The 14,912-nt window shown below is 41.8% G+C and carries 14 protein-coding genes and 2 tRNA genes; 7 read left to right on the top strand and 9 right to left on the bottom strand.

What is annotated here, in order from left to right; translation table 11 throughout:
• Positions 1 to 328: 328 nt before the first annotated feature.
• The 8 genes from DBZ36_RS06210 to thrS all read right to left on the bottom strand — a co-directional run bounded on the left by DBZ36_RS06210 (position 329) and on the right by thrS (position 8,414).
• Positions 329 to 1,309, bottom strand: coding sequence for a hypothetical protein (locus DBZ36_RS06210; RefSeq protein WP_120354045.1), 981 nt, complete (start codon positions 1,307 to 1,309; stop codon positions 329 to 331).
• A 51-nt stretch (positions 1,310 to 1,360) separates the two neighbouring features.
• Positions 1,361 to 1,660 carry an integration host factor subunit alpha gene (locus tag DBZ36_RS06215; RefSeq protein WP_120354046.1) on the bottom strand — a complete coding sequence of 100 codons (300 nt, stop codon included), beginning with the start codon at positions 1,658 to 1,660 and terminating at the stop codon, positions 1,361 to 1,363.
• Positions 1,661 to 1,662: 2 nt separating this feature from the next.
• Positions 1,663 to 4,050 carry a phenylalanine--tRNA ligase subunit beta gene (gene pheT / locus DBZ36_RS06220; protein WP_120354047.1) on the bottom strand — a complete coding sequence of 796 codons (2,388 nt, stop codon included), beginning with the start codon at positions 4,048 to 4,050 and terminating at the stop codon, positions 1,663 to 1,665.
• A 13-nt stretch (positions 4,051 to 4,063) separates the two neighbouring features.
• The gene (gene pheS / locus DBZ36_RS06225) at positions 4,064 to 5,044 is read right to left on the bottom strand and encodes a phenylalanine--tRNA ligase subunit alpha (protein ID WP_120354048.1); all 981 of its coding nucleotides are present in this window, start codon (positions 5,042 to 5,044) and stop codon (positions 4,064 to 4,066) included.
• A gap of 235 nt (positions 5,045 to 5,279) precedes the next feature.
• Positions 5,280 to 5,633 (bottom strand): 50S ribosomal protein L20, encoded by a 354-nt coding sequence (rplT, locus tag DBZ36_RS06230; protein WP_120354049.1) that lies wholly within the window; start codon positions 5,631 to 5,633, stop codon positions 5,280 to 5,282.
• Positions 5,634 to 5,651: 18 nt separating this feature from the next.
• Entirely contained in the window at positions 5,652 to 5,846 is a 195-nt protein-coding gene (gene rpmI, locus DBZ36_RS06235) for a 50S ribosomal protein L35 (protein ID WP_120354050.1), read from the bottom strand.
• A 96-nt stretch (positions 5,847 to 5,942) separates the two neighbouring features.
• On the bottom strand, positions 5,943 to 6,485 hold the full coding sequence (gene infC / locus DBZ36_RS20585) for a translation initiation factor IF-3 (protein WP_199711810.1): 543 nt from the start codon (positions 6,483 to 6,485) through the stop codon (positions 5,943 to 5,945).
• A 3-nt stretch (positions 6,486 to 6,488) separates the two neighbouring features.
• Positions 6,489 to 8,414 (bottom strand): threonine--tRNA ligase, encoded by a 1,926-nt coding sequence (gene thrS, locus DBZ36_RS06240; protein ID WP_199711783.1) that lies wholly within the window; start codon positions 8,412 to 8,414, stop codon positions 6,489 to 6,491.
• 175 nt (positions 8,415 to 8,589) lie between these two features.
• Here thrS and DBZ36_RS06245 point away from each other — a divergent pair, with 175 nt between their 5' ends.
• The 5 genes from DBZ36_RS06245 (at position 8,590) to DBZ36_RS06265 (ending at position 11,635) form a co-directional block, all read left to right on the top strand.
• Positions 8,590 to 8,793, top strand: a complete 204-nt coding sequence (locus DBZ36_RS06245; RefSeq protein WP_120354051.1) for a CPXCG motif-containing cysteine-rich protein — start codon at positions 8,590 to 8,592, stop codon at positions 8,791 to 8,793.
• A gap of 149 nt (positions 8,794 to 8,942) precedes the next feature.
• The gene (locus DBZ36_RS06250; protein WP_120354052.1) at positions 8,943 to 10,331 is read left to right on the top strand and encodes an MATE family efflux transporter; all 1,389 of its coding nucleotides are present in this window, start codon (positions 8,943 to 8,945) and stop codon (positions 10,329 to 10,331) included.
• Between the two features lie 17 nt (positions 10,332 to 10,348).
• Positions 10,349 to 11,350 carry a DUF3080 family protein gene (locus DBZ36_RS06255; RefSeq protein WP_158589038.1) on the top strand — a complete coding sequence of 334 codons (1,002 nt, stop codon included), beginning with the start codon at positions 10,349 to 10,351 and terminating at the stop codon, positions 11,348 to 11,350.
• Between the two features lie 104 nt (positions 11,351 to 11,454).
• Positions 11,455 to 11,531 (top strand) — tRNA-Val (locus DBZ36_RS06260).
• A gap of 27 nt (positions 11,532 to 11,558) precedes the next feature.
• Positions 11,559 to 11,635 (top strand) — tRNA-Val (locus tag DBZ36_RS06265).
• A gap of 91 nt (positions 11,636 to 11,726) precedes the next feature.
• On the opposite strand, the gene DBZ36_RS06270 is transcribed toward DBZ36_RS06265, so the two are convergent.
• A complete protein-coding gene (locus DBZ36_RS06270; protein WP_120354054.1) occupies positions 11,727 to 12,293 on the bottom strand; it encodes a YdeI/OmpD-associated family protein in 567 nt (188 codons plus the stop codon).
• Between the two features lie 956 nt (positions 12,294 to 13,249).
• Between DBZ36_RS06270 and DBZ36_RS06275 the strand changes: the two genes are divergently transcribed.
• Entirely contained in the window at positions 13,250 to 13,879 is a 630-nt protein-coding gene (locus DBZ36_RS06275) for a GGDEF domain-containing protein (RefSeq protein WP_158589039.1), read from the top strand.
• Positions 13,863 to 14,897, top strand: a complete 1,035-nt coding sequence (locus DBZ36_RS06280; RefSeq protein ID WP_158589040.1) for a GGDEF domain-containing protein — start codon at positions 13,863 to 13,865, stop codon at positions 14,895 to 14,897. The genes DBZ36_RS06275 and DBZ36_RS06280 overlap by 17 nt, the downstream gene beginning before the upstream one ends.
• Positions 14,898 to 14,912: the final 15 nt, after the last annotated feature.

Consider the following 14,912-nt stretch of genomic DNA (forward strand, 5'->3'; position numbering starts at 1 on the left):
TATGTTTTCAACTTAGCCTTTATGTTTACGGTCACGCTTTTTAGTAAACGAGGCAAACATTGTTAACGAAGTTTAGCTCGAATAGTTAGCACTAGCTAATGCAAGTTGAAACGTAAGTAATTTATATCATTTGTATTACTAAATTACAATTCATACAGCTGTGAAATGAGTCACTGATCTACAAATAATTGGGGGGTGGTTGTGATCATTTTGGAGATTGATAGTTTTACACAAAGCAATATGGTGTTGTCAGATATCTAATAATAAACTTGCGTAATTAAGCACGGAACACCTACCTTAGAAGACAGCGAAACAAGATGCGCCAAACTCATGCAGCGGTAATATCGATCAATAACTTGCGTTGGTCATCCCAACGCCAAACCGTACTTTTATTAAGGTAAACCCCGCCAAGCCAGCGTTCCCAAATTTGACTTTTAGTCGTAAAACTACCAGTAGTACCTAGCAAGCTCTGCCCTTTACTTGTAATGCTAAGCTTATGTGAAGCAAAATTGCTGGCACAAATTTGTTGTCCTTCCAAACTGGATTTGATTAAAGGTTCAGGCTTATCCATTAACGCATTCAACACTAACATAAAGCTCAAATCACCCATGTAAATAGCTTCTTCGAGTTGTTGGCAGGCTGCGAATACTTTTCCAGGTTTAACTATTCCGGATCCAATCACTTGTAGGGCTTGAAATTCACTGCGGGACAATCCCGTATGTATGCATGGGTATTCTTGCATAACACGTGTCACGCATGAACTGAGAAAAGGTAACGCTGATAGATCCCTCTGCTTTAAGAGACTCCATAGCTCAGGATTTTCGAAACCGAAAGCTAGCCATGCACTGTTCGCCAATTCAAGTTGGATCTGATCCACAGGCTTTAATTTTGGTGTCAAATCACGTATAGATGAAGCAGTACAGCGTCCTAGGTAGGTTGCATTATCAAGTAGCGACAAAGTTGTAGAACTTCTGAGAATTTTGCTTAGGCTGAAGAAATGTAGAATTTGAAGCACTTGAAGTTGGTCATACATATCATGCTCGAACCACAGTTCGATGTGATCAAAAGCATGCCAATCTTTTAGTACCGAATCTCGGGTCTTAAAATCGAGACTGACTTGCTCGAATTCTGCCCATCCTAGGTTTGCAATATGACTGGCACGGAGGTGTGACAGTGATTCAAGCTCGAGTCGACTATCAATTTGCCCTTCGTGTAAGACGTCCCGCCACGCAAGGATTTCGGCCTCAAAACCAGCGCTTTGCATTACGGCTACAGCACAATCGCCATTGGTAATAATTAGACGCCGCACAATATCTCCAAAAAGGTATTAAAAAGCCGATGCAAGCATCGGCTTTTAGTACTAATCCTGGTTCAAATCGGCGTTTTCGACTCGACTTTTAAGCTTTTGTCCAGGTCTAAACGTCACCACCCTGCGCGCCGAAATAGGAATATCTTCGCCGGTTTTAGGGTTACGTCCTGGACGTTCATTTTTAACTCGTAAGTCAAAGTTACCAAATCCGGAAATCTTGACTTGTTCGCCAGCTTCAAGAGACCCACGGATTTCTTCGAAAAACGCTTCTACAAGTTCCTTAGACTCTCGTTTGCTAAAGCCTACTTGTTCGAACAATGTTTCAGCAAGATCAGCTTTGGTTAGTGCCATAATCACTCCCTCAAGGATGCGTCAAACTCAGAACAGATCGCGGTTACAACTTTTTCTACCGACGCTGCTATTTCTTTTTCTTCCAAGGTTTGGCTTACGTCCTGCAGAGTTAAGGCGATTGCAATGCTCTTCTTGTCTGCTGGAACACCTTTACCTTGGTATACATCAAACAAGTTTACGCCAACCAATTGATTTCCGCCAACTTTTTCAGCCAAATTAATTATGTCTTTACTTGCAAGGGTTTTATCAACGATAAAAGCAAGATCGCGGCGATTCGCTGGGAACTTCGATACAGCCTTTGCTGACGGGATATGTCGCTCAATTAAGCTGTACTGTTCAAGCTCAAAAACAAAACACGGCCCCTGCAAAGACAAGGCTTTGTAGTGACTCGGGTGTAAACCACCAAGATAGCCAATTACCTTACCATTTTTTAAAATTGCAGCCGATTGACCAGGATGAAGTGCTGGGTTTGAAGCGGCTACAAACTCAAAGTCTTGTAACTGCCCTGCTGCATCGAGCAGTGCTTCCACGTCACCTTTTGCATCAAAGAAGTCAACACTTCGAGCTTCTTGGTTCCAGCTCTCTGGGTTAACACTGCCACAAATTACACCAGCTATCATTGGCGTTTGTGCCACACCATTCTCAGCATTTTCGTCAGACACAAAACGTAAACCCGTTTCAAATAAACGAATCCGTGATTGTTGACGCTTTTGATTGTTACTTACTGCATCCAACAACCCCGTCCACAAGCTTAAACGCATAGCTGACATTTCAACCGAAATTGGATGTGGCAAAATCATCGCTTCTTGTTCAGGATGCAATAATATTTGTCGCTTTGGATCAACAAAGCTATAAGTAACAGCTTCTTGGTAACCACGAGTATTTAATACCTGACGTAACTTGCTTAGCGGATTGCTTGCTTCAGGCTTAGCAAACATTTTAAGACGCGCTAGCGGTGAAACATTTGGAATATTATTGTAGCCATAGACGCGCGCTACTTCTTCTATGAGGTCTTCTTCAATAGCAAAGTCGAAACGGTAGCTTGGAGCCACACATGACCAACCGTCCGAGGTTGGCGTAACCTCTAGACCCAATCGTTGTAAAATGTCTAAAACTAGAGATGCTTCGAAGGATTGTCCTACTACTTTTTCAAGGCGCGCATGACGCAGTTCTATCGTCGCTGCTTTTGGTATTAGGCTTTCATCTCCAGCTTGAGATATTGGACCAACTTCGCCCCCACAAATTTCTTTAATGAGCTGGGTAGCGCGCTCAATTGCTTTATGTTGCAGTTGATAGTCAACGCCGCGCTCGTAGCGGTGAGATGCGTCAGTGTGTAAACCATATTGACGAGCTCGACCGGTAATCGCTAGCGGCGCGAAAAATGCGCATTCTAAGAAAATATGGTTAGATTCAAGGCCAACACCCGTTGAAGCACCGCCAAATATCCCAGCAAGTGCAATCGGCCCGCTCGAGTCGCTAATAACGAGAGTATTATCGCTTAACTTCACTTCGCTTTCGTCTAGCAAGGTTAAGGACTCTTGTGAATTAGCCATGCGCACATCGATGCTTGAACCAAGCTTCTCTAAATCAAAGGCATGTAAGGGCTGACCCAACTCTAAAAGTACATAGTTGGTTATATCTACAACGGGATCGATACTGCGAGTGCCAGAGCGACGCAGTTTTTCAACCATCCACAATGGCGTTTCAGCGTTCACATTAACATTTTTTATGACGCGACCCAGATAAACAGGACACGCTTCTGGCGCACTCACTGTAACCGGGTAAGTATCGGCTATTGTTACTTCAGCTGTTTCCCAAACCGGTTCGGTGACGTCAACTTTATTAATCACGCCAACTTCACGCGCAACACCAGCAATACTTAAACAATCAGCACGGTTTGGGGTTAAGTCAATTTCGATACAATTATCATCGAGGCTCATATACTCGCGTATATTTGTACCTACTATTGCGTCAGTAGCTATCTCAATAATACCGTCATGGTCATCAGAAATACCAAGTTCACTATAAGAACACAGCATGCCCATCGAAGGCTGACCACGTAATTTTGCTTTTTTGATTTTAAAATTGCCGGGGAGCACTGCTCCAACAACAGCTACGGCAACTTTAAGGCCAAGGCGACAGTTTGGAGCTCCACAGACAATATCTAATAACTCTGAAGAACCCACATTAACTTTGGTGACTTGAAGTTTATCTGCATCCGGGTGTTGACCACACTCGACAACTTCACCAATGATAACACCACTAAACTCTGCTGCAGCTGGCACAACATCATCTACTTCTAGGCCAGCCATAGTAATTTGTTCTTGTAATTCTTCACTAGAAACAGCTGGGTTTACCCACTCACGTAACCACGATTCACTAAATTTCATTTGTCAGCAACCCTTACTTAAACTGTTTGAGGAAACGAATATCGTTTTCGAAGAATGAACGTAAGTCGTTGACGCCATAGCGCAACATCGCTAAACGTTCGACTCCCATTCCAAAAGCAAAGCCTGTGTATTCCTCAGGGTCGATATTCACAGCGCGCAGCACATTAGGATGAACCATGCCGCAGCCTAATATCTCTAACCAACCATTTTGACCAAGAACATCGACTTCAGCTGACGTTTCTGTAAATGGAAAATATGACGGACGAAAACGTACTTGTAAGTCGTCTTCAAAGAAGTGTTGCAGGAAGTCGTATAACACACCTTTAAGTTCAGTGAAGTTGACGTTCTTATCGACCATTAACCCTTCAACCTGATGAAACATTGGTGTATGAGTTTGGTCATAATCGTTACGATACACACGACCAGGTGAAATAATCCGGATCGGTGGTTTTTCTGTTTCCATGGTTCGGATTTGAACCCCTGAGGTTTGCGTACGCAGAACCAAATCAGGGTTAAAATAGAACGTATCATGATCGGCGCGAGCAGGATGATGCTCAGGGATATTAAGCGCGTCAAAGTTATGGAAACCGTCTTCAATTTCCGGCCCTTGCTTGACTTCAAAACCGAGTTGACCAAAGTAGTTCTCAATACGCTCGATGGTACGTGTCACAGGGTGAAGCCCGCCAAGCTCGTCTACGCGTCCTGGCAATGAAACATCAACGGTTTCACTCTCTAATTTTTTGTTTAACTCAGCATTTGCCAGCTGTTCACGTTGGTCGTTAATGAATGCTTGGATGCTTTGTTTGGCTTGGTTGATTAGCTGACCAGCTTTAGGGCGTTCTTCCGCGCTAAGTTTTCCTAGCGATTGAAGCTGTTGGGTCATCAAGCCTTTTTTACCTAAAAACTCGACTCGTAAATTATCAAGTGAGCTTAAATCGCTAACCTGTTCTAGTTTGGCTTTGGCCTGTGCAACTAAGGCATCAAGATCCTGCATGCTGTCCCTCTAAGGCTTGCTTATAACAATCCACATTTAGACTTTTAGTCCTTCCTGTAACTAGGGCCTAGCCAAGGATAATAGAGCTGAATAAGAGTATGTGCGTTGGTATAAAGTAATGTATTTTAAGATCAGAAATAGTAATAGATTGCAGTGGTTTATACTAGGGTGTATCAACGCCAAAGGCATAAAAAAAGGGAGCAATAAGCTCCCTTTCCAATCTATAAGTTAAAACTTACAGTGCAGCTTTCGCTTTTTCTACCAAAGCAGCAAATGCTACTTTATCGAATACAGCGATATCAGCCAAAATCTTACGATCGATTTCAACAGAAGCTTTCTTCAAACCGTTAATGAAACGGCTGTATGTCAAACCATTTTGACGTGAAGCAGCATTGATACGTGCAATCCAAAGTTGACGGAATTGACGCTTACGCTGACGACGGTCACGGTATGCATATTGACCAGCTTTAGTTACTGCTTGGAAGGCTACGCGGTAAACACGTGAACGTGCTCCGTAATAACCTTTAGCTTGTTTTAATACTTTTTTATGACGTGCACGTGCTTGTACACCGCGTTTTACTCTAGCCATCTGTGTTTTCTCCTAACCTTATGCGTACGGCAACATGCGTTTTACGGCACGTACATCTGAAGCTGCTATTAATTTCTTAGCGCGCAAGTTGCGCTTAACTTTAGTACGGCGCTTAGTTAGGATGTGACGCAGACCAGCTTGTTTACACTTAAAGCCGTTCGCTGTCTTTTTAAAACGCTTTGCAGCGCCTTTGTTCGATTTAATCTTTGGCATTTTAATAGTTACCACTTCGCATTGGTTTATCAACTAATAGTAAGGCGAATAAAAACAGCCCGACAAGCAGGCTGCTTTATTACTTGTATGCCTTATCTATTTCTTACGGGGTGCAAGTACCATTACTGCTTGACGCCCTTCCATTTTTGGAAAAGCTTCAACAACAGCAATCTCTTCTAAATCAGCTTTAATGCGATTTAGTAGATCAAAGCCGAGGCTTTGGTGCGCCATTTCACGACCACGAAAACGTAGTGTTACTTTAGCCTTGTTCCCTTCTTCTAGAAAGCGTGTCAGGTTGCGTAGTTTTACCTGATAATCACCTTCATCAGTTCCAGGTCGGAATTTAATTTCCTTAACCTGAATCTGTTTTTGCTTCTTCTTCTGTTCTTTAACAGACTTACTTTTCTCGTAAATAAACTTACCGTAGTCCATTACCTTACAAACTGGTGGCTCTGCATTTGGACTGATTTCGACTAAGTCGACTCCAGAGTCATCTGCAATTGTTTGGGCTTCAGCTAAAGTAACAATCCCTATAGCTTCACCTTCGAGTCCAGTTAGGCGTACTTCGGTAGCCCGGATCTCTTCATTGATTTTATGCGCTCTTGCAGCTGGTTGCTGACTACGTCTTCCGGATTTTATAGTTTATTCCTCCACTAAGGATAATGTTCGGTTATTGATTTCTTCGCTAACTTGCGAGATGAATGCATCTACATCAAGTTTGCCTAAATCAACACCCCTACGAGTTCGTATTGCGACTTGCTTCTCTTCGACTTCTTTATCACCGACTACGAGCAAGTACGGAATACGCTTTAAAGTATGTTCGCGGATTTTAAAGCCTATCTTCTCATTTCTCAAGTCCGCAATTGCCCTAATACCCGCTTTATTTAACTTTTCGACGGTTTCTTGCACAAAATCGGCCTGTTTGTCGGTAATATTCATAACCACAACCTGTTTTGGTGCTAACCAAGTTGGGAAGAAGCCTGAATACTCTTCAATCAAAATGCCGATAAAGCGTTCAATTGAGCCTAGAATAGCACGGTGTATCATCACCGGTACATGCCGTTCGTTATCTTCGCCAACAAAATTAGCGCTTAAACGACCTGGCATTGAGAAATCGAGCTGAATAGTGCCACATTGCCATGCACGATCTAAACAGTCGTGTAAGGTAAATTCAATTTTAGGACCGTAAAACGCACCTTCTCCTGGTAGATAACTAAATTCAATTCCAGCGGCGTTTAATGCATCTGCGAGTGCTTTTTCTGATTTGTCCCAAGTTTCGTCATCACCAACGCGTTGCTCAGGTCGAGTGGATAATTTGACTTCAACTTCGGTAAAACCAAAAGCTGCGTAGGTTTCATAAACCATTTCTATACACGAAGCAACTTCAGCTTGTATTTGATCATCGGTACAAAAAATATGCGCATCATCTTGGGTAAACCCTCGAACTCGCATTAAGCCATGCAGCGAACCCGAAGGCTCATTACGGTGACAACTACCAAATTCAGCCATGCGCAAGGGAAGATCACGATAGGATTTCAAACCCTGATTGAATATTTGCACATGACCTGGGCAGTTCATCGGTTTAATTGCGTATTCACGATTCTCAGAAGCCGTAGTAAACATGCCATCAGCATACTTATCCCAATGTCCTGATTTCTCCCACATTGAGCGATCCATGATCTGTGGCGCTTTTACTTCCTGGTAGTCATATTTACGCAGTTGACTTCGTACGAAGGTTTCAAGTTCACGGAATATCGTCCAACCCGCATCATGCCAAAACACCATACCTGGTGCTTCTTCTTGCATATGATACAAATCAAGCTGCTTTCCAATCCGGCGGTGATCACGCTTTGACGCTTCTTCTAAACGCTTCAAGTAGGCTTTAAGTTGCTTTTTGTCAGCCCAAGCAGTGCCGTAAATGCGCTGCAGCATTTTGTTGTCACTATTGCCACGCCAATATGCACCAGCAATCTTCATTATTTTAAAATGATGACAAAAACGCATATTTGGAACATGTGGGCCACGACACATATCGACGTATTCTTCATGGCGGTATAAACCTGGTCGGGCATCTTTATCGATACCGTCGATAATTTCTAATTTATACGTTTCACCAAGTTCTTCAAATGTTTTGTAGGCTTCGTCAACGCTAACTTTGGTTTTTACAACGTCATAGTTAGTTTTAGCAAGTTGCAACATTCGTTTTTCTAAAGCGTCTAAGTCTTCTTGGGTCAAGGAATGGTCAAGATCTACATCATAGTAGAAGCCATTATCAATGGTTGGCCCAATCGCCATTTTGGTATCTGGCCAAAGCTGTTTAATTGCATGGCCCAATAAGTGTGCACAAGAGTGACGAATTATTTCTATTCCATCGTCATCTTTTGCAGTAATAATCTGAATGTCTGAATCTTCGGTGACGAGTTCTACGGCATCGACACGCTCGCCGTTGATACGGCCTGCAATACAAGCTTTAGCTAAGCCCGGACCAATGTCCATTGCGATGTCTAAAATAGATACAGCAGCGTCGAACTGGCGCTGGCTACCGTCAGGAAGTGTTATTAATGGCATGGGAGTTCCTCGTGGATTCACAGTGGTGATGCATACCAAGCATCACATGTTGTCAAAGTCTAAAACTTTGCATGAACTGCGAATAATAAGGAGAGCCAAAGACTTTGACAAGCTTCACAACACCAAAAGCTGAAATTAGTTTTAATCGAGGTGTAAGTACGCCTAGGAGGCAATTATGAATACTTTGACTCTGACACGAATTGACTGCCCAGTCTGTGGCCATTCTAATCAATTTAACCTCGATACTAGCAATGGTGATCAAGAGTATTACGAAGACTGCAGCGCATGTTGCAATCCGATTCATTGCAACATGCATATTGACGAAGTACGCGGTGCAATCGAGCTTAGCGTAGACGCCAGCGACGAGCAGTATTTTTAACCTTAAGACTAAGCTTTGATAATGTATTAATGCACGCCTTAGTGTAAGCTGTCATATCTGATTTTAAACCGTTTTAAATCTTCGGCTAAGCTGTAGCGCTCGCTACACAGATAGCTATTTATCTCATTGTCTCAATTTGGTCCCTTTAAATGCCACATTCGCACCGTTTCTATAATCGATATCGTAAACAAATACTTGATATATTAGCCTTACTTGGCCCAATTTTAATCGCACAACTTACCGTTGTTGGCATGAGTTTCGTCGATACAGTCATGGCTGGTAATGTTGGCTTCACCGATTTAGCCGCGGTTGCAGTCGCTGCCAGTTTTGTCAATCCAATAACACTGCTTATGCAGGGCATTTTATTGGCTCTCACCCCGTTAATAGCCTATCAGGTAGGTGCAAAACTAACCAATCGAACTGCCAACACCGTTCACCAAGGTGTGTATCTAGCGATCGCAATGACCATATTGTCGTGGTTAGCACTAGCTTATAGTCCTGAATTATTTAGTTATTTGGAAATCGAGCCCGAGCTTGAAGCAATGGCCCGTCAATATTTGGTTTTCTATAGTTATGGGCTTCCAGCATTTGCGCTATATCACGTGCTGCGCTGTTTAAATGAAGCATATTCTAATTTGAAGGCCATCATGTTAATTGGGGTCTTTGCCCTACTACTAAACATTCCATTGAATTACATATTCATTAATGGCCTTATGGGCGCGCCAAAACTTGGAGGTGCGGGCTGCGGCATTGCGACTGCCCTTGTTTATTGGTTTATGTTCATAGCATTGTTTGTTTATGTTCAGCGCAGTAGTAAGTTTAAGAGCTTGAACTTACTTAGTCATTGGAATCCACCGCAAATTACAAAACTCAAAAAGATCCTTGGGATCGGTTTACCCATTGGTGCGAGTATATTCTTTGAAGTCTCCTTGTTTTCAACGATTGCATTGCTACTCGCTCCGCTTGGTGCAGATGTTGTAGCGAGTCACCAAATCGCCTTAAACTTTACCTCTATGGTATTCATGCTACCGCTTAGCATTGGTATTTCAGTTACCATTTTGGTTGGCAACAAACTAGGCGAGCAAGATCATAAAGGTGCTAAGCATGCCGCTTGGACAGGGATTGGTATGTGTGCAAGTTTTGCTATTTGTAGTGCTATTTTGACCGTTCTGTTTCGTCACCACATTGTCGATTGGTACACCGATGACAGCCATGTAGCTGTCGTTGCAGCAAGCCTTATGCTAATGGCTGCTAGCTATCAGTTACCTGATTTCTTACAAGTTGTAGCCGCAGGTGCGCTGCGCGGTTACCAAGATACAAAATATGTAATGATGGTCACGATGCTCAGTTTTTGGCCACTCGGTTTAGGTATTGGTAGTATTTTGGCATTCACCGACTGGGTTACTAGCGAGCCCATGGGTGTATATGGATTTTGGGTTGCAATGATTATTGCATTAACTTGCTGTTGTTTGAGTTTGGTGGTTCGTCTTAGAAAGATCTCGAACCTTACAGATCCTTTAGCAGCACACCAACAATAAGATAAATCGAAATGTACTTGCCCAAGCTAAAGTTAATACTGCAGCTTGGGCTTGTGTTTTTATCGATTTTTGTTGTTTATCGGGTATGGCAAGCCTTCGATTTAAATCAACGATATCAACGCTTTAGTCAAGCAATTTTTAGCCTGCAAAGCACTCAAGTCAAACCAGTCCCTACTCCCAAATCACCCTATCGATATCCACCAATAAAAGAATTACTGTTACGAGAATTAACATCAACATGGAACCTAAAAGACACTTACGCTCTGCGCGCCTGTAGTCTAGATGGGCTAGTTTTTGCTAACAATTCCACCCAAGCCAAAAATCAAACAGGTTGGTTACAGTTACAATACCAACTAGATTTAATTAATGGTTTGTTTGATTGTCTTCAACGTCGTGAATTAGACCCTGCATTGGAGTTGAAGATTAGTGATTTACTTCGCCATAAACGCTCGCAACTTCCGATTTATTGGAATAACTTTTTAGTCACCGAACCAGCACTCATCAATCAATGGCAAGTCAGTGGTCTGCGCTACGATAAACAACGGTATTATTCAAAATTCCCTATCGATAGTTTGGCTGTTCTTAGTGCGTTAAAAACCTATGTTCTGTCTGCAGAACTACCTATTGCTTATAACGAGACTTCTGTATTGCAGACCTTATATACCCTCGATGGGAAAGCTTATCTCAGTCCCTTGATAAGTGACCTACAATTAGCACTGATTTGGTTGCCTACATTAAATAATCAACTCAAACAGGTCACCAATTGCCCAAGTTCCAAACAAGACCTAATTTATGGCATTCTATCGAGGTATTTCACTCAAGGCACCCAACTCGAATTAGCTAGGCTTGATACCGCTTTGAACCAAGTAATTAGTCCACTTCAACGCATATATTTCGAAACCACTCACGAAGCACAAATAACTCAACTTATCCGTCAAAAAAATCAACTTCATGGCTTTCTCAAAGTTCATGTTCAACAATGGCAACGTTTGATAAGCCTTTGTGATGGCAAAAAGTAGTCAGAATGTCTAAAGAATCAGCGTTTAAGCGATAAGCCTGTAAAAAACACTTGCTCCCCTAAAGCTCACTCGCTATTATTCGCCACGCTTTCAAAGCATTCAGTACGACCGTAGCTCAGCTGGTTAGAGCACCACCTTGACATGGTGGGGGTCGGTGGTTCGAGTCCACTCGGTCGTACCAATTTATAAAGTTGTTTTGAAACAATTAGGGTCTTTAGCTCAGTTGGTTAGAGTGCTTGCATGACATGCAAGATGTCACTGGTTCGAGTCCAGTAAGACCCACCATATTCCCATTAAACCCTGCCCTATGGCGGGGTTTATTGTTTAGAACGTAAGTAGCTAATAGCTACGAGTCAATAGCTGACCTTCTCAAAGATTATTTTTTGCGTAAGTTTGGGATTTTTAACGATTGCTCCGATGATTCAATTAAAACCTGCAGTCGTCTAGCTCTTGTTTCATGCTTTTTAGCGCTCATTACCCACCAAATAGAATCTCGCTTATAGCTTGGTGCCAAGTTAATGAAGAACTTCCAAGCAGGTTTATTGAGCTGGAGTAGCGCCTCAAACTCGCTGGTCAGTGCTATGTTTCTATCTTCCGAACTATAACCTTTAGCATCTCGTCTATTGTTAAACAGACGCATACCAATAGCAGTCATCTTTCCAAGTTTATCTAGCTCTTCCACCTTATTAACATTTACAGCACTCCATACACTATTCATTTTGCGCGGTGTAAAGCGGATCGCATAGCGTTGATCATCAATGGTTTTACGAATGCCATCAATCCATCCGTAACATAAGGCAACATCAACTGATTCTGACCAGCTTATACTTGCTAGTCCTGTATGTTTCTTATAATAGCCAAGCCAAATTTCATTTTGCTCAAGGTGCGTTTCCAAGTAATCATTAAACGCTTTTTGATTTTTAAAAAATAGAGCCTTGTCCACCGCGAAGTCTCCAATTTAGTCTCATTTATTGTCTACATATGTCATATGCGTATCCTTTGTAACTTTTCGTGGATTTTGCAATTTAATACATCGTCATATTCGACAGAAAAAACTGTCCTACCCTTCACGAAACGCTAACCTAAGGCTCCGAAAATTTTACATAACCATGATTTACTATTAGATCTTTTCAAAATTATTTATTTATCGCCAGTTGCTAGTATTAATGAGCCATTTTTTAGATCTAAGTTAAGGCAACAGTCAAAAGTAGACGTTAAAGTTTTGGTCTTATAAACAATTATGCGAGAGTAAACATAGCCACTAAAAGCTGCTTGGCTTAACGCTTAAATTGTACCTATAATTTTACTTATATAAGCTCATTTGCAGTAAATTCCCACTGCATTTGTAAGGGGCCATATATTAACAAGTTAGCAGTAACGAATTTCGGCAACGCAATACAAAAACTACTGGATTGCGGGGTAGAACGAAACCTACCAGCTTTATATCAAACCATACGTGGTCTTAATACCATCATTTGTATATACATTAGCGGAACCTTAACATACACCTTGCTTTTAGACTTTGCTGAGGTTCCTTCCTTGTGGCTAACCACAATCATTTTTTGCGTCGCCTATTTGCTTGTACTTCCCTTGGTCCATTGTCGAAAAGTCTTATTTGCCGCTTATTATTGCCTAGCACTAATGATTTTCCAATTCAGTTATATTTCAATATTCGTTCTTGATACCACAAGCAAACTTTCATTACTGTTAATCACCATTATACCCGCTAGTTTCATTTTGTTACCTCATGTCTCTCGATGGCACCATTTATTTATAGCGACGTCGGCGGCAATCGCTTTAACAGTTTCGGAGTTAAGTCTCTTTAGTTTTAGCTTGCACCGACTTCCGACAAGCTTTGAACTACCGGCAATGATATTTGTTAGTTGTTCGGTGGCTTTAATGATGCACATAGCAATGCACGTCAGCTCAAGTTCAGTAGCTCGTTACCAAGCACAACTGAGTTGGCTTAGTCATCGAGATGAATTGACTAAGCTTCCTAATCGCCGCTTTTTCATAAACAGAGTTGATGAACTGATAAAAAATAAGACTCAAAGTCTTGGTTATATAATGACCCTCGATTTAGATTACTTTAAACGAGTCAACGACACTTATGGCCATAGTGTGGGTGATAAGTGTTTAGTTTCAGTTGCACAATCAATTCATCAAAGCTTACCAAACGATGCCGTGTTCGCTCGTTTAGGTGGTGAAGAATTCTCAGTCTATTTACCTATAAATAAGGCCAAAGATTCGAGTAGTGACCAAGCGGCACTAGCTCTCGCAAGCCAGATTTGCCGGCAAGTTAGTGAGCAGTACATTACAATCAACGAGACAACAGCTATTGCCTGTAGCTTAAGTATCGGGGTTTCAAAGCGGTGCCAGGATCTATCATCTGCCATGAAACAATCGGATATCGCTTTGTATCAAGCCAAAACTCAGGGACGAAATATGGCGGTCATGTTTTCTGATCAAGAAAGCAATGAACAAGTTGATATCGGTGGAGGAGATTCGAACTATGCTCCAATATCTTAAGGCAGTAGGCAACACTGATTATGGCGTAAGAGAAACTCGACTGTTAGGTTTATGTTTACTAATTGCGACCCTAAGCTTTGGCTTTATTTTTTACCAACTCGGTTTTACTGCCATCGTTCAAATGGATTGTGTTTATTTTTTGCTGTACATGGGGTTGCTCTATGGCTCTCTAAAAAGTGACTCTCGGATCATAAACGAATTGATGCTTTTGAGTTCATTAAGCCAAGTTCTTATCATTACAATCTTCTTTATTGGAACAGGACCGGGTTTACACCTCTATAGCATTGGCATGATCCCAACGGCTTATGTTGTTATAGACCCACACTACACAAAACAACGAATGAGAGTGATTTCATGCTGTATTATCGGTCTGGTGTTTGCTGAAACCCAAACCTTTTTCTCCCCTATTTATACTATAGCCGAGAACATCCAATACATTTTAAAAGCGTCGGTTACCTTCTCGGTGTCTTTTATGGTATTCGGTTTTTATTACTTGTTTTTTAATGATATTGAACGACAAAGTAATATGCTTAAACATCTAAGTGAAATTGATGAGCTGACACAACTTGCGAATAGACGTCATTTCATGAACGTTTTAGATAATGTCTCCTGCTCGTCCAAACAACATAGCCTGCTATTTATTGACCTAGACCATTTTAAACTCATCAATGACAACTACGGGCATATAGTTGGTGACGATGTACTCATTGACGCTAGTCGCGTCTTAAGGGATTTTTGTAGTGATGGGGAAATAGTGGCACGATTGGGAGGCGAAGAATTTGCCATATTACTAATAAATAATCCTCGCCAAAGCGCTATCGCAAGAGCAACTTCGCTGTGTAAGAGCATAGAAACGCGACAAGTACCAATTAAAGGGAAATCTGAGGTTCTTGTCAGCTATACGGCTAGCATTGGGGTTAGCAATCTAACTAATGACATTAATCATAGCCTCAGCTTAGCTGACGATGCGATGTATTTAGCAAAACAACAAGGCCGCAACCAAGCAATTTTTCTGTAATATAACGTAAGTATA

The sequence above is a fragment of the Alginatibacterium sediminis genome (assembly GCF_003610775.1).
Classification (GTDB): domain Bacteria; phylum Pseudomonadota; class Gammaproteobacteria; order Enterobacterales; family Celerinatantimonadaceae; genus Alginatibacterium; species Alginatibacterium sediminis.

Bases quoted from the DNA above. Each gene is read 5' to 3' on its own strand.
- DBZ36_RS06215 (WP_120354046.1), bottom strand. From the start codon at position 1,660: ATGGCACTAACCAAAGCTGATCTTGCTGAAACATTGTTCGAACAAGTA.
- pheT (WP_120354047.1), bottom strand. From the start codon at position 4,050: ATGAAATTTAGTGAATCGTGGTTACGTGAGTGGGTAAACCCAGCTGTT.
- pheS (WP_120354048.1), bottom strand. From the start codon at position 5,044: ATGCAGGATCTTGATGCCTTAGTTGCACAGGCCAAAGCCAAACTAGAA.
- rplT (WP_120354049.1), bottom strand. From the start codon at position 5,633: ATGGCTAGAGTAAAACGCGGTGTACAAGCACGTGCACGTCATAAAAAA.
- rpmI (WP_120354050.1), bottom strand. From the start codon at position 5,846: ATGCCAAAGATTAAATCGAACAAAGGCGCTGCAAAGCGTTTTAAAAAG.
- thrS (WP_199711783.1), bottom strand. From the start codon at position 8,414: ATGCCATTAATAACACTTCCTGACGGTAGCCAGCGCCAGTTCGACGCT.
- DBZ36_RS06245 (WP_120354051.1), top strand. From the start codon at position 8,590: ATGAATACTTTGACTCTGACACGAATTGACTGCCCAGTCTGTGGCCAT.
- DBZ36_RS06250 (WP_120354052.1), top strand. From the start codon at position 8,943: ATGCCACATTCGCACCGTTTCTATAATCGATATCGTAAACAAATACTT.
- DBZ36_RS06275 (WP_158589039.1), top strand. From the start codon at position 13,250: ATGATGCACATAGCAATGCACGTCAGCTCAAGTTCAGTAGCTCGTTAC.
- DBZ36_RS06280 (WP_158589040.1), top strand. From the start codon at position 13,863: ATGCTCCAATATCTTAAGGCAGTAGGCAACACTGATTATGGCGTAAGA.